A 23,376-nucleotide genomic window follows, 5' to 3' on the forward strand; every position below is an offset into this window, starting at 1 on the left:
CCGCCCGGTGTGGGCGGCGGGGCCTGGGAGACTGCGGTGCATGACTGAGCCCCTTCGTACCGCCCACACCGCCGACCTCACTCCCGCCGAACTCCACGAAATCCGCGCCTTCCTGGACACCGCCTTCGACGGCGACTTCAGTGACGACGACTGGGACCACACCATCGGCGGCCTCCACGCCTTCGTCCGCGACGAGCACGGGCTCGCCGCCCACGGCAGCCTCGTCCAGCGCCGGGTCTTACACCGGGGCCGCTCACTGCGCACCGGTTACGTCGAGGGCGTGGCGGTACGGGCCGACTGCCGCAGGCAGGGCCTCGGCGGCCGGGTGATGGACGCGCTGGAGCGGGCGATCGACGCGGCGTACGCACTCGGCGCGCTCTCCGCCTCGGACGAAGGCGCCGCGCTGTACGAGTCGCGGGGCTGGCAGGTGTGGCCCGGCCGGCTCGCCGCGCTGGGGCCCGACGGCGTCGTACCCCTGCCCGACGAGGAGGGCACGACGTACGTACGGCCCGCGGCCGGGCGCAAGCTGCCCGAAGCCTCCGGCGCGCTGCACGACACGCTGTACTTCGACTGGCGCGACGGCGACGTGCTGTAGCTGCCGCTGTCTCAGTCGGCGATGCGTACCACCATCTTTCCGGTGTTCTCGCCGCGCAGCATGCCGAGGAAGGCGTCCACGGTCCGCTCGAATCCTTCGACGACCGTCTCGTCCGGAGCGATCTGCCCGCTCTGCAGGTGCGGGACGAGGAAGTCCTCCAATTCACCTTGTACGTCCGTGTAGTTGCGGACCAGGACGCCTTCCAGACGCAGGCTCTTGTCGACGATCTCGAAGAGGTTGCGGGGTGCGGCGGGCGGCTGGGCGGAGGTGGAGTTGTACTGGCTGATGGCGCCGACCCAGGCGATCCGGCCGTGGTCGCGCAGTGCGGAGATCGCGCCCTCCAGGTGGTCGCCGCCGACGTTGTCGACGTAGACGTCGATGCCGTCGGGCGCGGCGAGCGCCAACTGCCCGGCCACGGGCCCGTCGTGGTAGTCGAAGGCCGCGTCGAAGCCCAGATTCCGGGTGAGGTGCTCGACCTTGGCGGGGGAGCCCGCGCTGCCGATGATCCGGCCCGCGCCCAGCAGCCGCGCGATGCGGCCGGTGGCGGTGCCGACACCGCCCGCCGCCGCCGACACGAAGAGGTCGTCGCCGGGCTTCAGGCCGGCGGTACGGGTGAGGGCGACGTATGCGGTGAGGCCGGTGCCGCCGAGGATGCTCAGGTGGGCGGAGAGCGGCACCCCTTCGTACGCCGTGATCTTGCGGGTTCCCTGCGTGCCGAGGGTGACCAGGGCGTGCGTACGCCAGCCTTCGCGGTGGAAGACGAGGTCGCCCTCGCGCAGGCCGGGGTCGCGGGAGGCGGTCACGCGGCCGATGGCACGGCCCTCCAGCGGGGTGTCCAGGTCCCAGCCGCCCTCGTCCATCAGCTCCCGGTGGTACGGGTCCACGGACAGGTAGAGGTTCTCCACCAGCGCCGTGCCCTCGGTGGGTACCGGCACGGGGGACTCCATGAAGGCGAAGTGGGCGGCGGTGGGGAAGCCGTGGGGGCGGGCGGTCTGCTGGACGGTGAGTGCGGCGGTCTGTGTCATGAACGTGACCGTAGGAAGGAATCGGGAGGCTGGGGAGGTGGTTCCGTCGATGGAACAGTCCTTTCCATGAGCAGCCCTCATAGAGCGAGGTGGGAGCCCCAATGGCCGATCTGGCACCGCACGAGTTGCGCGTTCTCGTGGCCGTCGAGCGGGAGCGCGGCTTCTCCGCCGCGGCGGCGGCGCTCGGCATGACCCAGTCGGCGGTGTCGCACTCGGTCCGCGGCAGCGAACGCAAGATCGGGGCCGTGCTCTTCGAGCGGGGCAGGCAGGGCGCGCGGCCCACCGAGGCCGGTGTGCGCGCCGTCGGCCACGCCCGCCGCATTCTGCGGCTGCTGGATGTCATGGGCGCGGAGGCGCGTGGGGCGGGCGAGGACACCGTGGCGAGCCCGCTGCGGATCGCCGCCTTCCGCAGCGCCGCACTGCATCTGCTGCCGCCCGCGCTGGAACGGCTCACCGCACGTCATCCAGGGATCGAGCCGGTCGTACGGGTCGTACGGGAACTGGGGCCCGGGGTCGCGGGCGAGGTCGCGGCCGGGCGTGCCGACCTGGGCATCGCCACGATCGGCACCACCTCGCCCGTACCGCGGGAGCTGGTCGGCTCGGTGCTCGTCGAGGAGCCGTACGCGCTGGTGCACCCGGCGGGGCACCCGGATCCGCGCTCGCTGCCGCTGGTCGACTGGGCCGAGAACTGCACGTCGTACACGCGTGAATGGTGGGCGCGGCAGGACTGGATCCCGCGCGCGACGGTGGAGGCGGAGGACGACGGAGCGGTGCTCTCGATGGTGAGCCATGGTCTCGGAATGGCGATCATGCCGGAGCTTTCGCTGGTCGGAGCGCCTGACCGAGTCGAGATCACTGATCTCGGAGCGGAGCGGCCCACGCGGTCCGTGGGCTATGTGGCGACCCCGGAGCAGGCTCGCACGCTGGCTGTGCGGGCGCTGATCCGGGAGCTCAGGGCGGGCAGTTCATGATCGCTGTCTCAGATAGTAGGAAGTCCGAGTAATTGTGGAGACAGGCTGGCTGAGGTCGCTTACGTTTGTAGAAGCCGAATGCTTCGCTGCATCCGCGAATGGCGGTCGTGAGCCGGTGCCCCTATGCAGGAGAACCCTGCGGCTTCCGCTCCCCGCCCCTTCCGGCGCCCTGAAATCATTCTGATCTCAAGGAGTCGATCACCATGGCCGAGACCGTGCGTCGCCGCGTCCGCCACACCTCCCGTTCGAGCGAGACCGACCGTAAGCAGGCTGCTGCTGCGCTTCAGCGTGCGCTTGACCGCCGCGACAACGGTGGCGCGACGGGTCACTAGCGCCATGGGTGAGGGTGCGGGCGGCTGAATATTCAGCGTCCGCGCTGGATCTCGAAGTAGTCAATACGTTCGCCCGATTCCGCCAGTGCCGAGACCTTCAGCTTCGGTGACGTGCCCGTCTCCGCCTCCACCGCGAGGAACGAGAAACCGGTGTACCGCACCCGCGACCACTCCACCGTGTCCGGGTCCGGGAGCCGCAGCTTCGTCCAGTGGAAGCTGACGATGTGGTCGTGGTCGTGGACGTTGCCCTCGTAGCTGTCCTTCACGCCCGGACCGAAGCTGTACAGGTCCTTGCCCGCCCCGCCCGCGGTGACGTACACGATGCCGTCGCGCGTCGGGTCGGTGCTCGCGCCGACCGGGACAGGCTTGCCCACCTCGCCGTTCTTGATGGCGTCGGTCCGCTCGTACACATGGTTGTGCCCGTTGATCACCAGGTCGACCTGGTGCTTGGTGAAGAGGGCCAGCCACGCGTCACGCACCCCGCCGTCGGAGGCGTGCGTCGATGTCGAGTACATGCAGTGGTGGAAGAAGACGACCAGGAAGTCGACGCCCGCCTGCCGCCGCAGTTCGCCCAGCCGCTTGTCGAGCCACGCGGTCTGGGCGCCGTCCGTGTAGCCCTTGTTGGCCGGTATCTCGTACGAGACGTCATTCGCGTCCAGCGCCACGACGCCCACATTGCCGTACGTGAAGGAGTAGACGCCGGGGGCGTTCTTCGCGTCCGGGCCGTTGTCCGGGAGCGACCAGCGGGCGGACTGGCCGCCGTAGCCGTTCGGCGAGTACCAGGCCTCCATGTCGTGGTTGCCGGTGGTCACCATCCACGGCACCCGCGACGCCACGCTCTCGGTCTGCGCCAGGAACTGGTCCCACACCCGCGCGTCGTACGTGTCCGATTCCTTGCCGTGCCCGCTGCTGTCCGCGTAGCAGATGTCGCCCGCGTGCAGGTGGAAGGACGGGTTCTGGCCGAGGATCAACTGGTCGTTGGCGAGGGCGTCATAGCTGACCCCCTGGTCGCCGAAGGCCGTGAAGACGAACTTCTCGGGCCGCGCGGGCGCCGTACGGAGCGACCCGATCGTCGCCAGGCGCGACGCGTCGGCCGGGTCGAAGCCGTCGTGCCCCACCCCGTAGTAGTACGTCGTCCCGGGCCGCAGTCCGTCGAGCCCCGCATGCAGGTAGAACTGGTCGACCGCCGGCAGCTTTCGCGACAGCGACGGCGTGTGCAGATCACGCACCTCTGCCTCGATCTTGCGGCTCAGTTCCCAGGGCTTCAACCCCACCCGTACATAAGGGCTCTTGACCGCGAACGGCACCTGCCAGGAGATCCGCATCTGCGTCTTCGGGTCGGCGCCGAAGGCGAGGTGCCGGCCGAAGGGTGCGACGAGCGACCCGTCGACCCGGGCGGTGACCGAGGCGGGCAGGAGAGTGGGGGAGCCCGCGTACGCCGGACTCGCGCCGCCGAGCAGGGCGGCTCCGCCCACGGTGGCGGCGGACGAGGAGATGATGCGGCGGCGGGAGAGCTTCGTACGCAGGTACTCGTGCTGCTCCGGCATGCTCATGCCGCGTGCGAGCTGGTCCGGGATGCCGGTGCGGGGGGTGTCAGCCATGCAAGAAAACTTCCCAGTAACAACCAACTCTGGCCAGTACAAAGGGTGAACAGAAACTGTCGAGATTTTGAGTCCGAATGGCGGACGCCCGGTGTCAGGGGCTGGGACGCGGGAGTAGGGTGCCGTCATGTCTCGCAGCCTCAATCTCGCAGTGGTCCCTGGTGACGGCATCGGCCAGGAGGTCGTGGCCCAAGGGCTCAAGGTCCTCAACGCCGTCCTCCCGCAGGATGTGAAGCTGCAGACCAAGGAGTACGACCTCGGCGCTCAGCGCTGGCACCGCACCGGAGAGACCCTCCCGGACGCGGAGCTCGACTCCCTCAAGCAGCACGACGCCATCCTGCTCGGCGCGATCGGCGACCCGTCCGTGCCGTCCGGCGTCCTGGAGCGCGGGCTGCTGCTCAAGCTGCGGTTCGCCTTCGACCACTTCATCAACCTGCGCCCGTCGAAGCTGTTCCCCAACACGGCCACGCCGCTGGCCATCCGCGACGAGCAGAGGGGGGCCATCGACTTCATCGTCGTCCGCGAGGGCACCGAGGGCCCGTACACCGGCAACGGCGGCTCCATCCGCACCGGCACGGAGCACGAGGTCGCGACCGAGGTCAGCCTCAACACGGCGTACGGCGTCGAGCGCGTCGTCCGTGACGCGTACGAGCGGGCCAACGCCCGCCCGCGCAAGAAGCTGACGCTGGTCCACAAGAACAACGTCCTCGTCTATGCCGGCCACATGTGGAAGAACATCTTCGACAAGGTCGGCAAGGAATACCCCGAGGTCACCACCGACTACCTGCACGTCGACGCCGCGACGATCTTCTTCGTCACCCAGCCGGAGCGCTTCGACGTCATCGTCACCGACAACCTCTTCGGCGACATCCTCACCGACCTCGCCGCTGCCGTGACCGGCGGCATCGGCCTGGCGGCCTCCGGCAACATCAACCCGACAGGTGCCTTCCCGTCCATGTTCGAGCCCGTCCACGGCTCCGCGCCCGACATCGCGGGCCAGGGCAAGGCCGACCCGACGGCCACGATCCTCTCCGTCGCCCTGCTGCTGCGCCACCTCGGCTTCGAGGCCGAGGCCGGCCGTATCGAGGCGGCAGTCTCCGCCGACCTAGCGGAGCGCGACGGCAGCACGGTCCGTACGACCGACGAAATCGGCGACGCGCTCGCGGTACGAGTAGCGGGCTGACCCGACGGACTCCTCCCACAGCCGCCGGGTCACAGACACCCGGCGGCTGTGCTTTGCCGCGGCCGGGTGCGACCATCAATCCTGGGCCGCATTTCACGCCGTTTCATGCACCGACCCCCACGGGCGATAATCGAACGTGGGGCCGTGGCACGACGGGAAGCTCGGACGTCCTACTAGAGGCGTGAGCGCGGTCCACCACATACAACCGGTGAAGGACACGCACTCATGACGACGCCCACGATCGAGCTCAAGCCCTCCTCGCACCCCCTGTCCGACGCAGAGCGCGAGGCGATCCTGGCCAACCCCGGATTCGGCCGCCACTTCACCGACCACATGGTGACCATCCGCTGGACGGAAGGCCGTGGCTGGCACGACGCCCAGCTCGTGCCGTACGCGCCGCTGTCGATCGACCCGGCCAACATGACCCTGCACTACGCGCAGGAGATCTTCGAGGGCCTCAAGGCCTACCGGCACCCCGGCGGCACGGTCGCCACGTTCCGCCCCGACATGAACGCCAAGCGCTTCCAGGTGTCCGCGCGCCGGCTGGCCATGCCGGAGCTGCCGGTCGAGACGTTCATCGCGGCCTGTGACGCGCTGGTCCAGCAGGACAAGACGTGGGTTCCCGCGCACGGCGGCGAATCGTCCCTCTACCTGCGGCCCTTCATGATCGCGAACGAGGTCGGGCTCGGGGTGAAGCCCGCCAACGAGTACCTCTTCATCGTCATCGCCTCGCCCGCCGGCGCGTACTTCCCCGGTGGCGTCAAGCCCGTCTCCATCTGGCTGTCCGAGGACTACGTCCGCGCCGTCCCCGGCGGCATCGGCTTCGCCAAGACCGGCGGCAACTACGCGGCGTCGCTGCTCGCCCAGGCCGAGGCGGCCGCGAAGGGGTGCGACCAGGTGGCGTACCTCGACGCGGTCGAGCACAAGTGGGTCGAGGAGCTCGGCGGCATGAACCTGTACTTCGTGTACGGGGACAAGATCATCACCCCGGAGCTCACCGGCTCCCTGCTCGCCGGCATCACCCGCGACTCGCTGCTCAAGCTGGCCGGTGACCTCGGGTACACCGCGGAGGAGGGCCGCGTCTCCATCGACCAGTGGAAGCGCGACACCGAGAACGGCACGCTGACCGAGGTCTTCGCCTGCGGCACCGCGGCGGTCATCACCCCCGTCGGCACCGTCAAGTCGACGGGCGGCGAGTGGACGCAGTCCGGCGGTCAGCCGGGTGAGGTCACGCTGAAGCTGCGCAAGGCGCTGCTCGACATCCAGACGGGCAAGGCGGACGACGTCCACGGCTGGCTGCACGAACTGGGCTGACGCGGTGTGCGGGTGCGTTGTGTGGTGCGGGTTGCCTGCGGCGCAGTTCCCCTACCCGCCCCTTTCCCGCTGTGGCATTTTGCGGCTGCCGCCGCGTGGGGGGCTCCGCCCCAGACCCGGTCCTCAACGCCGGACGGGCTGAATTCAGCCCGTCCGGCGCCCCGGGCCGCTGCCGGCCACCGCTGCCTCAACGTCCGGCGCCCACGCCAGCAGCTGCTCGTCCGTGCCCTGCGCGCCGACCAGCTGGAGGCCCAGCGGCAGGCCCCCGCTCCAGCCCGCCGGCACCGCCACCGACGGCAGCCCTGCGTTGCTCCATGGCAGGCACATGATCGAGCTGCCGGTGGTTTCGAGGCCGCGGGGTGCCGGGCCCGTCGCGGCCGGGGTGATCCACAGGTCTATGCCGTGGGCGGTCATGGAGGCCGCGATCCGGTCCTGGAACTCCGACCGCTCCCGCTGCGCCCGCGCATACGCCTCGTGCCCGATCCCCTGACCCTCGCGGATCGCCTTGACCGTCTCGGGCCGGTAGAGCTCCCCGTACGCCGCGAACCACTCGGCATGGGTCCTGGCCACCTCGTAGCGGTTCATCGTGAACAGCTGCGTGCGGATCCGCTCGAAGTCGTCCATGACGGGGACCCGGCGTACGTCGAAACCGGCCGCCCGCACCACCTCCACCTGGGCGCCGAAGGCGGCGAGAGCCTCGGCCCCGGCGCACTCCAGATACGGGCCCTCCGGGATGCCGAGCACCGGCAGAGCCGAGCCGGGGCCGGCAGCGACCGGGCTCCAGTCGTCGCACACCACACCCGCCGCCACCGCCACACCGGCCACGTCGGCGGCGTACAGGCCCAGCGTGTCGAACGACGGCGCGTTGGCGATCACGCCGTCCATGGGGATACGGCCGTACGTCGGCTTGAATCCGGTGACTCCGCAGTACGCGGCGGGGCGGATCATCGAGCCGACCGTCTGCGTGCCGACCGCCAGCGGCACCATCCCGGCGGCGACCGCGGCCGCGGAACCGCTGCTCGAACCGCCCGGCGTGTGCTCCGGGTTGTGCGGGTTGCGCGTCGGCCCCGGCGCCAGCACGGCGAACTCGGCGGTCACCGTCTTGCCCGCGACCAGCGCACCGGCCCGCCGCAACCGGCCGACCACGGTGGCCTCTTCGCCCGCCAGCACCTCGGGCGGCAGCGCGGACCCGGCCCGGGTCGCCAGCCCGTCGACGCGCACGATGTCCTTGATGCCGACCGGGATCCCGTACAGCGCGGGCCTGGCGGCAGGGTCGGGCCACCGGGTCTCGATGGCAGCCGCCTCGGCGCGCAGCCGCCCGTCCCTGTCCGGCTCGGGCACGAACGCCCGTATCTTCTCGTCCAATTGGTCGATGTCGATATCGATGTCGATCCGGTCGGTATTCACGTACGCCAGGCTAATCCGCGAGGTCCGCGACCACAGCCGCATGATCGGACGGCCACACACCGTCGACGGCGCCGTGCCCCGCGCGGTGTGCCGAGCGGACGCCGCCCTGCCCCTCGGGGCCGCGCCAGCCGACGTGGATGTAGTCGATCCGTACGCTCGGCTGGCAGGTGCCCGCGATGTACGCGTTGGTGTTGTCCCAGGTCGCGGAGGGTGCGGCCGGGTCGGCGTACTCCCAGGCGTCGATGAAGGACTGGCCGGGGACGGGCGGGGAGGTCCGGTAGCCGCCCAGCAGCCTGATCTCGTCCGAGTCGGGCCAGGCGTTGAAGTCGCCGGCGACGACCGCCGGGAAATGACCGTTGCCGCGGTGTTCGAAGACGAAGTGGACCAGGGTCCTGACCTGGGCGCAGCGCACCCCCGAATCGTGCACGGCGGAGTTCAGGTGGGTGGTGAAGAAGGGCACAGGACCGGCGGGGGAGTCGATCCTGGCGTGCATCGCCACCCGCCCGTCGTCCCTGCCGCCGGCGACGGGCAGCCGTACCGAGTGCTGGGCGACGACCGGCCACCGGCTCAGGACGCCGAGGCCGACGCCGACCGAGCTGTCGCCGATGCGCTTCTGCCACCGCTCGGGCAGGTAGTACGGGGTCCAGGCCCAGTACATGCCGAGCTCCCCGGCGAGCCGCTCGGCCTGGTTCTCCTCGCCGCGCGCCCACACCTCCTGGAGCCCGATCACATCGGCCTGCTGCTCACGCAAGACTGCGAGAATCGCTTTCTGCCGGGCTTCCCACGGTCCGAACCTCCACCACAGGTTCCACGTCAGTACGCGCATCAGCTCGCCCCTTCACCGTCAGTGCGGCGTACGCGGTGCCGCCCACGAGACCCGAGAGGATGAAGCTACAGTCCACGCCGCCGGTCAGGGCGAGCAACGGGCCTTCGTAGACGGTGGTGGAGACCGCCGCGAGGCCGACCGCCGCGCCCAGCGCCCAGGAGACTGTGGCGCTTACATTCCAGCCTGCCCGGTACCAGTAGATTCCGCCCCTGGCGCGGTTGTTGAAGACCTGAAGGGCTTCGGGATCGTACTGGCCGCCGCAGCGCACGTACCCGATCAGTGAGATCACTGCCCACGGGGTACCGATCGCCGTCAGCAGCAGGACGAAGGACGTCATGGCGGACTGGGCGTCCCAGGCGAAGGAGCCGAGGAAGACGAACACGGTCGCGACGACCGCGACGATCACGGTGGCCCGGGTGCGGGTGGTCTTCGGCAGGATCGCGTCCAGGTCGAGGCCCATCGAGTACAGCATCAGGCCCGCGTTTCCGACGGACCCGGCCGAGGCCGCCAGGAGCAGCGGTGCCAGGTACCAGAAGGGCGCGGCGTCGACGAGCGGTCCGGCGTAATCGAGTCCGGCGCGGGCGGCGAGAGCGGTGTACGTACCGAACAGCTGCGGCACCAGCAGGCCGAGGAGCAGGCCCAGGCAGGTCGCCCAGAACACCTTGCGGGAGGTGTGGCGGCGCGGCGAGATGTAGCGCGTGTAGTCACCGAGGAGGGTGATGAAGGCGACCGGGCCGCTCAGTCCGGCGGCGACTGCCGCGAGGAGCCAGGTGGACCAGAAGGAGCCGAGAAGGTACGGGGTCTCCGGGGGAGCGGCCGTGGTGAAGTCGCCCGCGTAGGCGAAGACGCCGAGGGCCAGCAGGGCGATCATGCCGATGGACAGGACCTTGCTGAGCCGGAGCAGCAGCCGGTAGCCGTAGACGGCGGCGACGACCGTACAGATCGCGAGCAGCGTGTACATCACGGCGCGCGAGGCGCCGCTGTTGGGCAGTCCGACCAGCCGGGACAGCGTGCCGACCATGACGTCGCCGCCGATCCACAGCGTGAGCGCGGTGTATCCGAGCGAGAGCAGCAGGCCGACGACCGAGCCGACGAGCCGGCCGCGTACGCCGAACTGGGCGCCGCTGGATGTGGAGAGGTTGGTCGCCGTACGCAGGGAGATCAGCGCGAGCGGCGCGGTGACCAGGATGCCGACCAGCGTGCCGACGACGATCGAGGTCACCGAGGGCCACAGGCCGAGCCCGAAGGACGGCGGCAGCCAGCCGAAGACGATCACGCCGAGGCAGAGATTGGAGCCGAGAAGGATGGAGACGAGGTCGCGCGGACCGCTGGTGCGCTCCTCGTCGGGGATGGTGTCGACGCCGCGCTGTTCTATCGGCATGGGGACTCCCGGTTCGCCGGACGACAAAGTTTTGAGCAGTGTTCAATGTGACTTAGCCCTGTTCCGCGAGTCAAGGTTTCCAGCCGATTGAGACTGTGGTTAGAGTGAAGTTCTAACGATGGAGGTGTGGCGGCGTGCGACTGACCCCGACGGAACGCGACCGGCTGCTGCTGTTCGGAGCGGCCGAGCTGGCGCGTGCGCGCCGGGCCCGCGGACTGCGGCTCAATGTGCCCGAGGCGACCGCGCTGATCGCGGACACGGTGTGCGAGGCGGCCCGCGACGGCCGGCGTCTCGCGGAGGCGATCGAGGCGGCACGCTCCGTACTCGGCCCCGACGACGTGCTGCCGGGCGTGGCGGATGTGGTGACCGAGGTGCATGTGGAGGCCGTGTTCGACGACGGCTCCCGGCTCGCGGTCGTGTCGTCCCCGATCGGCGGCGGCGCGCTGGGCGACGACGCCCCCGGCGCCGTACTGCCCGGGCCCGCGGACGCGGAGCCGGAGCCCGCGGTGCAGCTGACCGTACGCAACACCGCGACCGTGCCGGTCAGCGTCACCTCGCACTTCCACTTCTTCGAGGCCAATCCGCGCCTCGACTTCGACCGCCGGGCGGCGTACGGCATGCGGCTGTGCGTACCGGCCGGGTCCTCCGTCCGCTTCGACGCGGGAGGCGAGGCCGAGGTCGGCCTCGTCCCGATCGGCGGCGACCGGATCGCGATCGGCTTCGCGGGTCTGGTCGACGGCGCGCTGGACGCGCCCGGCGCGAAGGAAGAAGCCCTGCGCAGAGCCGCCGCCTGCGGCTATCTGGGAGCTGAGCGATGAGCATCGATCCGCATGAGTACGCCGCCGTGCACGGCCCCCGCGCCGGGGACCGGGTCAGGCTCGGGGACTCCGGACTGACCGTCCGCGTCGAATCCGACGCGCAGAAGCCCGGCGACGAGTTCCTCGCCGGCTTCGGCAAAACCGCCCGCGACGGCCTGCACCTGAAGGCCGCCGCCGTCCGCGAGACCTGCGACGTCGTCATCAGCAATGTGCTGGTCATCGACGTGGCCCAGGGCATCCGCAAGGTGTCGATCGGCATCAGGGAAGGCCGGATCCACGCCATAGGGCGGGCCGGCAACCCGGACACCCTCGACGGCGTAGACGTCGTCGTCGGCACCGGTACGTCGATCGTGTCCGGCGAGGGCCTGATCGCCACGGCGGGCTCGGTGGACACGCACGTCCACCTGCTCTCGCCGCGCATCATGGAGGCCTCGCTGGCCTCCGGCGTGACGACGATCATCGGCCAGGAATTCGGCCCCGTCTGGGGCGTCGGCGTCAACTCGCCGTGGGCCCTGCGCCACGCCTTCGGCGCCTTCGACGCCTGGCCGGTCAACATCGGCTTCCTGGCGCGCGGCTCGTCCTCCGAAGGCGCACCGCTCGTCGAGGCGCTCGCCGAGGGCGGCGCGTCCGGCTTCAAGGTGCACGAGGACATGGGTGCGCACACCCGGGCCCTGGACACGGCGCTGCGCGTCGCGGAGGAACACGACGTACAGGTCGCGCTGCACAGCGACGGACTGAACGAGTGCCTGTCGGTCGAGGACACCCTCTCCGTCCTCGAAGGCCGTACGATCCACGCCTTCCACATCGAGGGCTGCGGCGGCGGTCACGTCCCCAACGTCCTCAAGATGGCGGGTGTCCGTAACGTCATCGGCTCCTCCACCAACCCCACCCTCCCCTTCGGGCGGGACGCGGTCGCCGAGCACTACGGGATGATCGTCTCCGTACACGACCTCAAGACGGACCTGCCCGGCGACGCCGCCATGGCGCGCGACCGCATCCGCGCCGGGACGATGGGCGGCGAGGACGTCCTCCACGACCTGGGCGCGATCGGCATCACGTCCTCGGACGCGCAGGGGATGGGGCGCGCGGGCGAGACCGTGCGCCGTACGTTCCAGATGGCCGGGAAGATGAAGGCCGAGCTCGGCCCGATGGAGGGCGACGGCCCGGACGACGACAACGCGCGCGTCCTGCGGTACATGGCCAAGCTCACCATCAACCCCGCCATCGCCCACGGTCTCGCCCACGAGATCGGTTCGATCGAGGTCGGCAAGATGGCCGACATCGTGCTGTGGCGGCCGCAGTACTTCGGCGCCAAGCCGCAGATGGTGCTGAAGTCGGGCTTCCCGGCGTACGGCGTCACGGGCGACCCCAACGCCGCGACCGACACCTGCGAACCGCTGGTCCTCGGACCGCTGTTCGGGGCGTACGGCGCGACCCCCGCCGACATCTCGGTGGCCTTCGTCGCACAGGCCGCCCTCGACCAGGGCAACGACCTGATGCCCACGCGCCGCCGCCGCGTCGCCGTACGCGGCACCCGCGGCATCGGCCCGGCCGACCTCCGCCTCAACTCCCGTATCGGGCAGGTCGGGGTGGACGGGCGCAGCGGACTCGTCACCCTCGACGGCGAGCCGCTCCGCTCCGAACCCGCCGAATCCGTCTCCCTCAACCGTCTCTACTTCCTGTAAGGACCCCCCATGGCTTTCCGTATGCCCGCCGAGTGGGCCCCGCACGAGCGCACCTGGATGGCGTGGCCCGGCCCCAACGTCACGTTCTCGAACGAGGAGGAGCTCGCCGCCTCCCGCGAGGCGTGGGCGGGCGTCGCCCGCGCCGTACGCTGCTACGAGCCGGTCACCGTGGTCTGCGGCCCCGGCCAGTCGGCAGGCGCCCGCGAGCTCCTCGGCCCGGACATCGAGCTCGTCGAGCGTGAGCTGGACGACGCCTGGATGCGCGACATCGGCCCGACCTTCGTCACCGACGAGAACGGACAGCTCGCCGCTGTGGACTGGGTGTTCAACGGCTGGGGCGCGCAGGACTGGGCGACCTGGGAGCACGACGCGAAGATCGCGGGCATGGTCGCCGATCTGGTGGGCGTACCGACGCTCAGCTCGGCCCTCGTCAATGAGGGCGGCGGCATCCACGTCGACGGCGAAGGCACGGTCCTGCTCACCGAGACCGTCCAGCTCGGCCCCGAGCGCAACCCCGAGTGGACGCGCGAGCAGGTCGAGGCGGAGATCCACGCCAAGCTCGGCACGACCAAGGCCATCTGGCTGCCGCGCGGCCTGACCAGCGACTACCCGCCGCACGGCTTCGGCACCCTCGGCCACGTCGACATCGTCGCCGCGTTCGCCGCGCCCGGTGTGGTCCTCGCCCACACCCAGCCCGACCCGTCGCACCCCGACCACGAGCCGTGCAAGGAGATCGTCGCGCTGCTCCGCTCCCAGACGGACGCCAAGGGGCGCCCGCTCAAGGTCATCGAGGTGCCGGCGCCGACGAAGGTGCAGGTGGACGGCGACTGGGTCGACTACTCGTACATCAACCACTACCTCTGCAACGGCGGCGTCGTGCTGTGCGCCTTCGACGACCCGCGCGACGAGGAGGCCGCCGAGATCTTCCGCGGCCTCTTCCCGGACCGTACGGTCACGCTGGTCGACGCGCGCGAGATCTTCGCGGGCGGGGGCGGTATCCACTGCATAACGCAGCAGCAGCCCGCCGTACGCAGCTGATCGGGTAGAACAATCAGGTAGAACATACGGGTGCTTAATGTGAATGCCTCATGACCGGGCCCGCCGCCAAGCCGCCGTCCCGTCGGCGCAACGCCGCCCCGCCCCGCGAGACCGTGCTCGCCGCCGCCATGGCGAGCATCGCCGAGCGCGGGCTGGAGCGGCTGACCATGGCCGGGCTCGGCCGTGAGGTGGGCATGAGCAGCGGGCACCTCCTGTACTACTTCCACAGCAAGGAGGAGCTGCTCCTCCAGACGCTCGAATGGAGCGAGGAGCAGCTCGGCGTGGAGCGCAGGGCCGCACTGGCCCGCCAGGTCCCGGTGCGCGAGCGCCTCGACGGGTACGTCGACCTGTACGTCCCGGCGGGGCCCCGGGACCCGCACTGGGCGCTGTGGCTCGAACTCTGGAACCGTTCGCACGCCGTCGACGAGGACACCCGCGCCCGCCTCCTCGACATCGAGCTCTCCTGGCACCGCGACCTGGTGGCCCTGCTCGTCGAGGGCGCCTCGCGCGGCGAGCTGCGCGCGGTCGACGCCGACCGGTTCGCGACGCGGATACGGGCCCTGCTCGACGGCTTCAGCACGCATGTGGCGATGGCGCTGCCGGGGTCGGAGCGGTCCCAGGTCCTCGCCCACATCGGCGAGTTCCTCGACGAAACGCTGCCCTGATTGCGGGGTTCCTGACGGGGGGCTCCCTGACGGGGGGCTCGTGAGGGAGCCCGTGAGGGGACTCGCCCGCATGGTGAGACAGCAGTACCACGGAGGTGCAGGCGTGGCAGACTGCCCTCGTGTTCTCGTTCGCCATGATTATGGGCAGCAGGCGCGCCGGTCCCCAGTGACCGCCTCCGTACCACCACGTACGGTCGCGGCCACCGTGCCCCAGACCCGCGCGCAGACCTCTCGCACCCGCGAGGGGTTTTTTCGTTTCCCGGCCCCACCATCGCCGGGGCGAGGTGCGCGCGATGATGGGGGCAAGTGGAGCCAGTCCTTCCACTCGACAGGAGTCCAGACAGCCATGACCACTTCAGGCCCCGACGACAGTTTTCACGTCTTCGACACCACGCTGCGCGACGGTGCGCAGCGCGAAGGCATCAATCTGACGGTCGCCGACAAGTTGACCATCGCCCGGCACCTGGACGACTTCGGCGTGGGCTTCATCGAGGGCGGCTGGCCCGGCGCCAACCCGCGCGACACCGAGTTCTTCTCCCGCGCGCAGAGAGAGATCACCTTCCAGCACGCGCAGCTCGTCGCCTTCGGCGCCACCCGCCGCCCCGGCGCCAAGGCCGAGGACGACCCGCAGGTCGGGGCCCTGCTCGCATCCGGAGCGCCGGTCATCACCCTGGTCGCCAAGTCCCACGACCGCCACGTCGAACTCGCCCTGCGCACCACCCTGGACGAGAACATCGCGATGGTGCGCGACACGGTCTCCTACCTGTGCGCCCAGGGCCGCCGCGTCTTCGTCGACTGCGAGCATTTCTTCGACGGCTACCGCGCCAACCCCGAGTACGCCAAGTCGGTCGTACGAGCCGCCTCGGAGGCCGGCGCCGACGTCGTCATCCTCTGCGACACCAATGGCGGCATGCTCCCCGCCCAGATCCAGGCCGTCGTCGCCACCGTCCTCGCCGACACCGGCGCGCGCCTCGGCATCCACGCGCAGGACGACACCGGCTGCGCCGTTGCCAACACCCTTGCCGCCGTCGACGCGGGCGCCACGCACGTCCAGTGCACGGCCAACGGCTACGGCGAGCGTGTCGGCAACGCCAACCTCTTCCCCGTCGTCGCCGCCCTTGAACTCAAGTACGGCAAGCAGGTGCTCCCTCCGGGCGCGCTCGCCGAGATGACCCGCATCTCGCATGCCATCGCCGAGGTCGTCAACCTGGCGCCCTCCACCCACCAGCCGTACGTCGGCGTATCCGCCTTCGCGCACAAGGCGGGTCTGCACGCCTCCGCGATCAAGGTCGACCCCGACCTCTACCAGCACATCGACCCGGGCCTGGTCGGCAACCGCATCCGGATGCTGGTCTCCGACATGGCGGGCCGCGCCTCCATCGAGCTCAAGGGCAAGGAGCTCGGCGTCGACCTGGGCGGCGACCGCGAGCTGATCGGCCGCGTCGTCGACCGCGTCAAGGAACGCGAGCTCAAGGGCTACACGTACGAAGCGGCCGACGCCTCCTTCGAGCTCCTCCTGCGCGAGGAGGCCGAGGGCCGTGCCCGCACCTACTTCCGTACGGAGTCCTGGCGCGCGATCGTCGAGGACCGCCCCGACGGCACCCACGCCAACGAGGCCACCGTGAAGCTGTGGGCCAAGGGCGAGCGCATCGTCGCCACGGCGGAGGGCAACGGCCCGGTCAACGCCCTGGACCGGGCCATGCGCGTCGGCCTGGAGAAGATCTACCCGCAGCTTGCCAAGCTGGAGCTGATCGACTACAAGGTCCGCATCCTGGAGGGCCGCCACGGCACCGAGTCGACCACCCGCGTCCTGATCACGACGGGCGACGGCGCCGGTGAATGGGCCACGGTCGGCGTCGCCGACAACGTCATCGCCGCCTCCTGGCAGGCCCTGGAGGACGCGTACACGTACGGGCTGCTGCGCGCCGGGGTCGAGCCCGCGGAGTAACCGGTCCCGGCCCCTTGATCCCGGTCTTTATCCCTGCTCCGACCTGTCCGAAAATGCACCCATTCGGGTAGCGTCGAGGGTATGAAGACCAGGCTGCTCACCGCACTGTCCGGTCTGCTGCTCGCGTTCTCGGCGACCGCCTTCGTGGCGGCGCCGGGAGCCCTGGCGGCCACCGGCCCCGAAACCGTGGCCGAAGCCCTCAAGGACGGCCCGGTCTACGTCGATCCGCGTGCCAGGGGCCAGCTCTCCGAGGTGGACGAGAACGCCCTGGCGGAGAAGATCAAGGACGCGGACAAGCCGCTCTTCGTGGCGGTCCTGCCCACGGGCGCGGAGTTCCCCGAAGACACGGTCCTGCAGAACGTCCGCGCGCTGACCGGCGTCACCGGTCTCTACGCCATCCGCCTCGGCGACGGCTTCGACGCGGGCGCCGACAGCAGCGTCATGTCCAACCAGGCAGTCGAGAACCTGGTCACCGCGGTCAAGACGCCCGCCGGCACCGACGCAGACACCCAGCTGAACAACTTCGTCGACCAGGCACTGCCCCAGATCCGCGGCAACGCCCCTGCCTCCTGGGGTACGGGCGCCGGTGACGAGGGTGTGAACCCCGGGGCACTGATCACGGTCGGTGCGGTCGCGGCCGCGGGCGGCGCGGGGGCGTACGCCATCGTCCGCCGCAAGCGGCGGCTGAAGGCGGAGGAAGAGCGGGCTGCGCTCGACAAGCTCCGCGTGGTCGTGGACGAGGACATCACGGCGTTCGGCGAGGAGCTGGAGCGCCTGGACTTCCACCCCTCGGAGAAGGGTGCGGACGATGCGATGCGCCGCGATTACGAGCAGGGACTCGACTCGTACGACAAGGCGAAGTCGCTGATGGGGTCGGCCGAACACCCCAACGATGTCCGCCCCGTGACGCAGGCGATCGAAGACGGCCGCTACTCCCTCGCGGCCCTGGACGCGCGCCGCACGGGCCGGCCGGTGCCCGAGCGCCGCACGCCCTGCTTCTTCGACCCGCGCCACGGGCTCTCGGTCGCCGACATGCCCTGGTCGCCGGCCGGCGGCGCCGAGCGCGACGTCCCGGTGTGCGCCGCCGACGCGGCCCGGCTGAAGAGCGGCCTGGACCCGGTGGCCCGCACGGTCGAAACGGACGACGGCCGCCGCCCGTACTGGGAGGCGGGACCGGCGTACGGCCCGTGGGCGGGCGGCTATTTCGGCGGCGGCATGCTGCCCGGCCTGCTGGTCGGCACGATGCTCGGCACCATGCTCTCCACCCCGGCGTACGCGGCGGACTACGGCGGCGGCGAATTCGGCGGCGAGTACTCCGGCGGCGATTACTCGGGCTCCGACTTCAACTCCTCCGACTTCGGCAGTGGAGGCTGGGGCGGTGGCGGAGACTTCGGCGGCGGCTTCGACGGTGGCGGCGGCTTCTGAGCCCGACGGGGACGCGCTGCGCGGGTTATTTTCTGCGCCGGTAAAAAATGTCGCGTCGATGACTACGGCGTACACTTACTCCGTACGAGCTATGAGCTGAATATTGCGAATACAGAGTCAGCGCACGTCCCGAGCCTCGGTCGCGGTCGACCCCAATGGCTTCTGCGCGGACTCGCACTCAGCAAAGGTTGTCAGCCGTGCGAGGCCCCACTGGCGCGCACAGCGGCCACGCTCGACCGGCATCCCGCATGGGCCCCGAAAGGCAGCGGTGTCACCAACCGTCTGCCGCGTAGCCCAGAAATAAGACTGGAGGCTGAGCGGAACATGGCAAGCAGAATGACGAGGAAGCGGCTCGGAGCGGCAGTCGCCGCAGCAGCCGCGGCGTTCGCACTGGGCCTCGGCGGCGCTGGAATCGCCGAAGCCAAGATCCAGCCGGTTGACATTTCGTGTACCAACCCGTCCGGCAGTGAGCCCGGCGGTCAGCAGCCAAGCTGTAAGGGTGGCGCGCACACGCAGGAGACCGAGAACCAGAACCCCGCGGGCCACGCCCCGCGCGGACACAACTGACATCCGAAGGACCCAGGTGACAGGAAGAAGGTGGGAAGCCCCTTTAGCGGCGGATCCGCGCTCACCAGCGCTTGGTCCGCCGCACCTCTGACGTCCCACGCGGGCTGTATGGACGGGCACCCCACACGGTGTCGTCGCCAAGGTGCCCGGTACCTTCTAGTCACTCTCACCGACAACCCCGTAACGCGGTCGGCGACAAGGGCTTCACGCCCTCGTCACCGGCTGCGGATCTGGTCCCGTACTCACATGGCAGGGGCGATCAGGCCTGCGGGGCTGCCTTGATGGCGGAGATGTCGAAGTTCAGCCTGACCTTGTCGCTGACCATCACGCCGCCGGTCTCCAGCGCCGCGTTCCAGGTCAGGCCCCAGTCGGAGCGCAGGATCTCGGCGGTGCCCTCGAAGCCCACGCGCTCGTTGCCGTACACGTCGGTGGCGGAGCCGTTGAAGTCCAGGTCGATGGAGAGCGGGCGCGTGACGTCCTTGATCGTCAGGTCGCCGGTGATCCGGTACGCGTCGCCGCCGAGCTGCTCCGCGGTCGTCGAGCGGAACGTCATCAGCGGGAACTGCTCGGCGTCGAAGAAGTCGGCGCTGCGCAGGTGTCCGTCGCGGTCGCTCATGCCGGTGTCAATGCTGGCGATCTTGATGTCGATCGCGGCGGTCGAGCGGGACGGGTCGGAGCCGTCGAGGCTCAGCGTGCCCTCGTGGTCGGCGAAAGCGCCGCGGACGTTGGTGACCATGGCGTGGCGGACCGTGAAGCCGACGCTGCTGTGCGCGGGATCGATGGTGTAGTCGCCGGTCAGGGCGGCCAGGGCCGGGTCCACCTCGAGGGTCGCGGTCGCGGCCGGGGCGGTGGTGTTCTTGCGGTTGAACAGAGCCATGGCTCCTCCTCGGAGTGGTGTGGTCCTAATGCGGGCCAGTTGTTTAACCTTCAACGAGATTTACTGTAGACCCATCTCGTTCAAATTTCAACCTCTTGGTTCGGGTGTGTCCTCGGGGCCCGCTCCGACGCCCGAGACAACCTGATCGCGCTTCGGCTCATCTCTCCTCACAAGCCCGCATCGCTCCGATGCGGGCTTGTGAACGAGGAGCTGCCGGAGCATGAGCCGACCCCCCACCCGCACCCACGCCCGCAAGCGCCGCATCGACTACCCCAGGCGGAGCAGAAACGGCTGGCGTCGCTGGGTGCCGTCGTGGCAGCAGGTGGTGGGCACGGTCCTGGGCGGTTTCGGCGTACTGGCAGCCCTGTTCACCGTCGTCTACCTCAGCGTGGACATCCCCGACGAGAACGACGAAGCGAGGAAGCAGGCCACCGTCTACTACTGGGCCGACGGCAGCCAGATGGTGAGCACGGGCGCCGTCAACCGGCAGAACATCACGCTCGCCGAGATACCCGACTCCGTGGAGCGCGCCGTCATCGCGGCCGAGAACGACAGCTTCTACACCGACTCCGGCGTCTCGGCGACCGGCATCGCCCGCGCGGCCGCCAGTGTGCTCGGCGGAGGAGAGACCCAAGGCGGCTCCACCATCACCCAGCAGTACGTGAAAAACACGTACCTCAGCCAGGAGCAGACCGCCGAGCGGAAGTTCAAGGAATTCTTCATCTCGCTGAAGCTGAGCAACAGCAAGACCAAGCCGGAAATCCTGCAGGGCTATCTCAACACCAGCTGGTTCGGGCGCGGTGCGTACGGAATCCAGGCCGCGGCCCAGGCGTACTACGGGATTCCCGCCAAGGAGCTCGACGCCGGCCAGGCGGCCATGCTCGCCTCCCTGCTCAAGGGCGCCGAGGAATACGATCCGGCGGGCGGCAACGGCAACCACGAAAGGGCCGTCGCGCGCTGGAAGTGGATTCTCGACCGGCAGGTGAAGACCGGCGCGATGACGAAGGAAGTACGCGACGAATACCGTACGTTCCCCGAGCCCCGGAAGGTGTCCAAGCCGACCAGCCTCGGCGGGCAGACCGGCTATCTCGTGGACATCGCCAACAAATACATCAAGAAGCGCTCCGGCCTCACCGACAAGGACCTCGCCCGCGGCGACTACCGCATCCACACCACCTTCGAAAAGGACAAGGTGCGCCGTCTGGAGCGGGCCGTGCGGCAGGTGCGCGAGCGCGACCTCGACCCCGACAAGCGTCCGCAGGACCGGCACGTGCAGGTCGGCGCCGCGTCCGTACGGCCCGAGGACGGGGCCGTGATCGCGGTGTACGGCGGAGCCGACGCGATCCGCCACTTCGCCAACAACGCCGATACGGCCGGGGTCCCGGCGGGTTCCGCCTTCAAGCCCTTCGTGCTGGCCGCGGCCCTCCAGCACGGCACTGCCGCCGGCGAGGAGATCACCCTGGACAGCTCGTACGACAGCCTGGGCCGACTTGTCGCGGGCGGCCCGACGTCGGTCGTCCCCGCCCCGCCGGGAACATCGCCCGACCAGCGGTGGACCCTGCCCACGACCCTGCGTGAGTCCCTGATCGAGTCCGGCAATGCCGCCTTCGTCCAGCTCGGCAGGGACGTCGGGCTGGAGAAGGTGAAGGACCTGGCGGTCGCGTCGGGCCTTCGCGAGGAGAGCATGGCGCCTCTGGAGCAGACCTTCCCCCTCGGTACGTCCACTCCCAGTGCGGTCAGGCTGGCGGACGCGTACACGACGTTCAGCAATGACGGGACCCGCGCCGAGCCCTACTCGGTGACCAAGGTGCTGCGCAACGGCGAGGCGCTCGCTGGTTTCGACAGGCCCCGGGTGCAGCGCGTCATGGACGCCGAGGTTGCGCGCGACGTCAATGACACGCTGCGCACGGTCGGCTGGCTGGCCATGGACCCTGCGGCGGGCAAGGCCGAAGCCCGTTCGCTGGACGACCTCTCTGCGGGCAGCACCGGCAAGGGCGACCGGATGAAGTCGGCCTGGTTCATCGGCAACGCCGACGGGCTGACGACCGCCGTCACCATGTTCCGTACGAAGCCCGACACGCCGCAGCTGCTGCCGATGCAGGGTGTCGGCGGACCCGGGTCCGAGCGCGGCAATGTCTTCCCGCCCCGGATCTGGACCGCCTACACCACTGCGGAGTAGTCACGAGCGGTACCTGTCGCGCGTCAGGAACCGACGGTCAGCGTGAAGCGCCGGGGGTTGCCGTCGTGTGCCGCTCCCGACACGTCCGGTTGGCCGTCCGGGCGGACGTCGTCGTACGGGAAGGCGTAGCCGATCGGGGTGTTGGCGTGCACCACGCGCGCGTAGTGGTTGGTGGCCGGGTCGCGGTAGTAGTCGGCCGCCGTCGGGCCGTTCGGCTGGTCGGGGTGGGTCAGGAGGGTCGTCCGGTTGAAGGCGGCGGAGAACCTTGCGAGCAGGCCCTTCTTGTCGTCGGGGTCGTTCGGGTTGTTGGCGAACGGACCGTGGTTGCAGGTGAAGATGTCGCGCGAGGACGGCTTGGTGAAGGTGTGGCCGCCGGTGAAGGTCATGACGTCACCGCTGACGCGTCCTGTCCGTACGCCCCGGCCGCCCTGCAGGTCGATCCGCAGGTCGGTGGAGCGGTACTTGTCCCAGACCTGGTTGATGTACGCGTCGAAGACGTTCCGGAAGGGCATCTCGGCGGGGCGGTCGAAGTATGGGGCCATCAGATTCTGCGGTGAGATCACTCGCAGCACCTGGCCGCCCGAGCCGCGGATGACCAGCTTGTCCCAGGGCTGTCCGTCGCGCCCCTTCTGGGCGACGAGTCCGTCGGCGATCTTCTGGAGTGCGCCGGCCGGCAGGGGTGCGACGGTGTGGGTGGCGTCGCCGGTGAGGGTGAGACCGATGGGGAGGGCGGTCACCAGGTCGACGTAGCTGATGTTGGCGTACAGCTGCTGTGGATTGAAGGTGAACTCGGCGAACGACCAGGTGCGGCCGTAGTTGGCGTCGGAGGGCGTGGCGAAGGCCGGTTCGACCAGGGCGGGGCCGGGGTTGACGAAGAAGGACACCTTGCTGTCGCGTACGAAGTAGACGCGGGCGCCGAACATCTGAGGCAGCGTCAGTACGACCGGCCCCGATCCCGCCGGACGCAGCGGGATGGCGCAGTCGACGGGGAGCGGGGTCTGGGGTGCGGAGGGGGACTCGGGGTAGTACACGCCGCCGCCGGGGCGCAGCAGCACCCAGCGGCCGGTGCCCTGCTCGTGGCCGGTCACGTAGGCGTTGACCGCACCGGGCAACGACTTGTTCTCCAGGGCCAGTTCGCAGGTCGCGGGCGCGGCGGCGGCGCCGGGGCTGAGAGCGCTCCCCCATACGGGGTAGGTGAGCGCGGTGGCGGCTGCGGCGGTGCCTGACAGGAACATTCTGCGGGATATCACGGGTGAACTCCTGCTGTTGTGGGGGGTGTTACCACTGTTCCGACGGCTGGGGTGGGCGTCAAGAGTTGCGACTGAGAGCGCTCTCAATTCTTCGCGACGTCATGAACTGCCGCCGGGGGGAGGGGCCTGACCTAACGCGGACGCTGTGCCCGCCTGCGGCGCCCGCCTTGCCCACCCTGCCGCCCGTTGGAGGGGGTCGGGATGGATGTGCGCCCCTGTGGGTGGTGGGGCGCCGTTGGCGGGGTGGGTGCGGGTCCCGCGGGCGCTGCGCCCACCTGCGGTGGCCGCG

19 protein-coding genes are annotated in these 23,376 nt (G+C 69.9%); 12 read left to right on the forward strand and 7 right to left on the reverse strand.

Annotated elements, in window-relative coordinates; genetic code table 11:
• Nucleotides 1-40 precede the first annotated feature (40 nt).
• The gene (locus J7I98_RS27500; RefSeq protein ID WP_214927560.1) at nucleotides 41-595 is read left to right on the forward strand and encodes a GNAT family N-acetyltransferase; all 555 of its coding nucleotides are present in this window, start codon (nucleotides 41-43) and stop codon (nucleotides 593-595) included.
• A gap of 11 nt (nucleotides 596-606) precedes the next feature.
• Here the strand turns inward: J7I98_RS27500 and J7I98_RS27505 are convergent, their stop codons facing one another.
• The gene (locus J7I98_RS27505; protein ID WP_214927562.1) at nucleotides 607-1,620 is read right to left on the reverse strand and encodes an NADP-dependent oxidoreductase; all 1,014 of its coding nucleotides are present in this window, start codon (nucleotides 1,618-1,620) and stop codon (nucleotides 607-609) included.
• 101 nt (nucleotides 1,621-1,721) lie between these two features.
• Here J7I98_RS27505 and J7I98_RS27510 point away from each other — a divergent pair, with 101 nt between their 5' ends.
• Nucleotides 1,722-2,591, forward strand: coding sequence for a LysR family transcriptional regulator (locus J7I98_RS27510; protein WP_214927563.1), 870 nt, complete (start codon nucleotides 1,722-1,724; stop codon nucleotides 2,589-2,591).
• Between the two features lie 203 nt (nucleotides 2,592-2,794).
• Nucleotides 2,795-2,923: a hypothetical protein gene (locus J7I98_RS42335; protein ID WP_274562289.1), complete on the forward strand. Its 129-nt coding sequence runs from the start codon at nucleotides 2,795-2,797 to the stop codon at nucleotides 2,921-2,923.
• A 32-nt stretch (nucleotides 2,924-2,955) separates the two neighbouring features.
• On the opposite strand, the gene J7I98_RS27515 is transcribed toward J7I98_RS42335, so the two are convergent.
• A complete protein-coding gene (locus J7I98_RS27515) occupies nucleotides 2,956-4,524 on the reverse strand; it encodes a metallophosphoesterase family protein (protein WP_214927565.1) in 1,569 nt (522 codons plus the stop codon).
• 127 nt (nucleotides 4,525-4,651) lie between these two features.
• On the opposite strand from J7I98_RS27515, the gene J7I98_RS27520 reads away from it, so the two are divergent.
• Both J7I98_RS27520 and J7I98_RS27525 read left to right on the forward strand, forming a co-directional pair.
• Complete coding sequence (locus J7I98_RS27520) at nucleotides 4,652-5,707, forward strand: 3-isopropylmalate dehydrogenase (protein WP_214927576.1); 1,056 nt, start codon at nucleotides 4,652-4,654, stop codon at nucleotides 5,705-5,707.
• Nucleotides 5,708-5,932: 225 nt separating this feature from the next.
• Nucleotides 5,933-7,021 carry a branched-chain amino acid aminotransferase gene (locus J7I98_RS27525; RefSeq protein ID WP_214927578.1) on the forward strand — a complete coding sequence of 363 codons (1,089 nt, stop codon included), beginning with the start codon at nucleotides 5,933-5,935 and terminating at the stop codon, nucleotides 7,019-7,021.
• 144 nt (nucleotides 7,022-7,165) lie between these two features.
• On the opposite strand, the gene J7I98_RS27530 is transcribed toward J7I98_RS27525, so the two are convergent.
• From J7I98_RS27530 to J7I98_RS27540, 3 genes are read right to left on the reverse strand one after another with little or no spacing between them, the layout of a single operon-like run.
• Complete coding sequence (locus J7I98_RS27530; protein WP_308377963.1) at nucleotides 7,166-8,428, reverse strand: amidase; 1,263 nt, start codon at nucleotides 8,426-8,428, stop codon at nucleotides 7,166-7,168.
• A 10-nt stretch (nucleotides 8,429-8,438) separates the two neighbouring features.
• Nucleotides 8,439-9,254, reverse strand: coding sequence for an endonuclease/exonuclease/phosphatase family protein (locus tag J7I98_RS27535; RefSeq protein ID WP_214927592.1), 816 nt, complete (start codon nucleotides 9,252-9,254; stop codon nucleotides 8,439-8,441).
• Nucleotides 9,172-10,635, reverse strand: coding sequence for a cytosine permease (locus J7I98_RS27540; protein WP_214927594.1), 1,464 nt, complete (start codon nucleotides 10,633-10,635; stop codon nucleotides 9,172-9,174). The genes J7I98_RS27535 and J7I98_RS27540 overlap by 83 nt, the downstream gene beginning before the upstream one ends.
• 134 nt (nucleotides 10,636-10,769) lie before the next feature.
• Here J7I98_RS27540 and ureA point away from each other — a divergent pair, with 134 nt between their 5' ends.
• The 6 genes from ureA (at nucleotide 10,770) to J7I98_RS27570 (ending at nucleotide 18,214) form a co-directional block, all read left to right on the forward strand.
• Nucleotides 10,770-11,453, forward strand: a complete 684-nt coding sequence (ureA, locus tag J7I98_RS27545; protein ID WP_214927596.1) for an urease subunit gamma — start codon at nucleotides 10,770-10,772, stop codon at nucleotides 11,451-11,453.
• Nucleotides 11,450-13,138: an urease subunit alpha gene (locus J7I98_RS27550; protein ID WP_214927598.1), complete on the forward strand. Its 1,689-nt coding sequence runs from the start codon at nucleotides 11,450-11,452 to the stop codon at nucleotides 13,136-13,138. Before ureA ends, J7I98_RS27550 begins: the two co-directional genes overlap by 4 nt.
• A 9-nt stretch (nucleotides 13,139-13,147) precedes the next feature.
• Nucleotides 13,148-14,176: an agmatine/peptidylarginine deiminase gene (locus J7I98_RS27555; RefSeq protein ID WP_214927601.1), complete on the forward strand. Its 1,029-nt coding sequence runs from the start codon at nucleotides 13,148-13,150 to the stop codon at nucleotides 14,174-14,176.
• A 50-nt stretch (nucleotides 14,177-14,226) separates the two neighbouring features.
• Nucleotides 14,227-14,841, forward strand: a complete 615-nt coding sequence (locus J7I98_RS27560) for a TetR/AcrR family transcriptional regulator (protein WP_214927609.1) — start codon at nucleotides 14,227-14,229, stop codon at nucleotides 14,839-14,841.
• A gap of 346 nt (nucleotides 14,842-15,187) precedes the next feature.
• Nucleotides 15,188-16,789 (forward strand): citramalate synthase, encoded by a 1,602-nt coding sequence (gene cimA, locus J7I98_RS27565; RefSeq protein WP_214927611.1) that lies wholly within the window; start codon nucleotides 15,188-15,190, stop codon nucleotides 16,787-16,789.
• Nucleotides 16,790-16,870: 81 nt separating this feature from the next.
• Nucleotides 16,871-18,214, forward strand: coding sequence for a hypothetical protein (locus J7I98_RS27570; RefSeq protein WP_214927612.1), 1,344 nt, complete (start codon nucleotides 16,871-16,873; stop codon nucleotides 18,212-18,214).
• A gap of 826 nt (nucleotides 18,215-19,040) precedes the next feature.
• Here the strand turns inward: J7I98_RS27570 and J7I98_RS27575 are convergent.
• Nucleotides 19,041-19,658, reverse strand: coding sequence for a YceI family protein (locus J7I98_RS27575; RefSeq protein WP_214927619.1), 618 nt, complete (start codon nucleotides 19,656-19,658; stop codon nucleotides 19,041-19,043).
• A 220-nt stretch (nucleotides 19,659-19,878) separates the two neighbouring features.
• Between J7I98_RS27575 and J7I98_RS27580 the strand changes: the two genes are divergently transcribed.
• Nucleotides 19,879-21,837 (forward strand): transglycosylase domain-containing protein, encoded by a 1,959-nt coding sequence (locus tag J7I98_RS27580; RefSeq protein ID WP_214927625.1) that lies wholly within the window; start codon nucleotides 19,879-19,881, stop codon nucleotides 21,835-21,837.
• 23 nt (nucleotides 21,838-21,860) lie between these two features.
• On the opposite strand, the gene J7I98_RS27585 is transcribed toward J7I98_RS27580, so the two are convergent.
• Entirely contained in the window at nucleotides 21,861-23,072 is a 1,212-nt protein-coding gene (locus J7I98_RS27585) for a glycoside hydrolase family 64 protein (RefSeq protein ID WP_214927861.1), read from the reverse strand.
• Nucleotides 23,073-23,376: the final 304 nt, after the last annotated feature.

The organism is Streptomyces sp. ISL-98 (genome assembly GCF_018614055.1).
In the GTDB taxonomy this organism is placed as follows: Bacteria; Actinomycetota; Actinomycetes; order Streptomycetales; family Streptomycetaceae; genus Streptomyces; species Streptomyces spiramyceticus.

Bases quoted from the DNA above. Each gene is read 5' to 3' on its own strand.
- J7I98_RS27500 (WP_214927560.1), top strand. From the start codon at position 41: ATGACTGAGCCCCTTCGTACCGCCCACACCGCCGACCTCACTCCCGCC.
- J7I98_RS27505 (WP_214927562.1), bottom strand. From the start codon at position 1,620: ATGACACAGACCGCCGCACTCACCGTCCAGCAGACCGCCCGCCCCCAC.
- J7I98_RS27510 (WP_214927563.1), top strand. From the start codon at position 1,722: ATGGCCGATCTGGCACCGCACGAGTTGCGCGTTCTCGTGGCCGTCGAG.
- J7I98_RS42335 (WP_274562289.1), top strand. From the start codon at position 2,795: ATGGCCGAGACCGTGCGTCGCCGCGTCCGCCACACCTCCCGTTCGAGC.
- J7I98_RS27515 (WP_214927565.1), bottom strand. From the start codon at position 4,524: ATGGCTGACACCCCCCGCACCGGCATCCCGGACCAGCTCGCACGCGGC.
- J7I98_RS27520 (WP_214927576.1), top strand. From the start codon at position 4,652: ATGTCTCGCAGCCTCAATCTCGCAGTGGTCCCTGGTGACGGCATCGGC.
- J7I98_RS27525 (WP_214927578.1), top strand. From the start codon at position 5,933: ATGACGACGCCCACGATCGAGCTCAAGCCCTCCTCGCACCCCCTGTCC.
- J7I98_RS27535 (WP_214927592.1), bottom strand. From the start codon at position 9,254: ATGCGCGTACTGACGTGGAACCTGTGGTGGAGGTTCGGACCGTGGGAA.
- J7I98_RS27540 (WP_214927594.1), bottom strand. From the start codon at position 10,635: ATGCCGATAGAACAGCGCGGCGTCGACACCATCCCCGACGAGGAGCGC.
- J7I98_RS27550 (WP_214927598.1), top strand. From the start codon at position 11,450: ATGAGCATCGATCCGCATGAGTACGCCGCCGTGCACGGCCCCCGCGCC.
- J7I98_RS27555 (WP_214927601.1), top strand. From the start codon at position 13,148: ATGGCTTTCCGTATGCCCGCCGAGTGGGCCCCGCACGAGCGCACCTGG.
- J7I98_RS27560 (WP_214927609.1), top strand. From the start codon at position 14,227: ATGACCGGGCCCGCCGCCAAGCCGCCGTCCCGTCGGCGCAACGCCGCC.
- cimA (WP_214927611.1), top strand. From the start codon at position 15,188: ATGACCACTTCAGGCCCCGACGACAGTTTTCACGTCTTCGACACCACG.
- J7I98_RS27570 (WP_214927612.1), top strand. From the start codon at position 16,871: ATGAAGACCAGGCTGCTCACCGCACTGTCCGGTCTGCTGCTCGCGTTC.
- J7I98_RS27575 (WP_214927619.1), bottom strand. From the start codon at position 19,658: ATGGCTCTGTTCAACCGCAAGAACACCACCGCCCCGGCCGCGACCGCG.
- J7I98_RS27580 (WP_214927625.1), top strand. From the start codon at position 19,879: ATGAGCCGACCCCCCACCCGCACCCACGCCCGCAAGCGCCGCATCGAC.
- J7I98_RS27585 (WP_214927861.1), bottom strand. From the start codon at position 23,072: ATGTTCCTGTCAGGCACCGCCGCAGCCGCCACCGCGCTCACCTACCCC.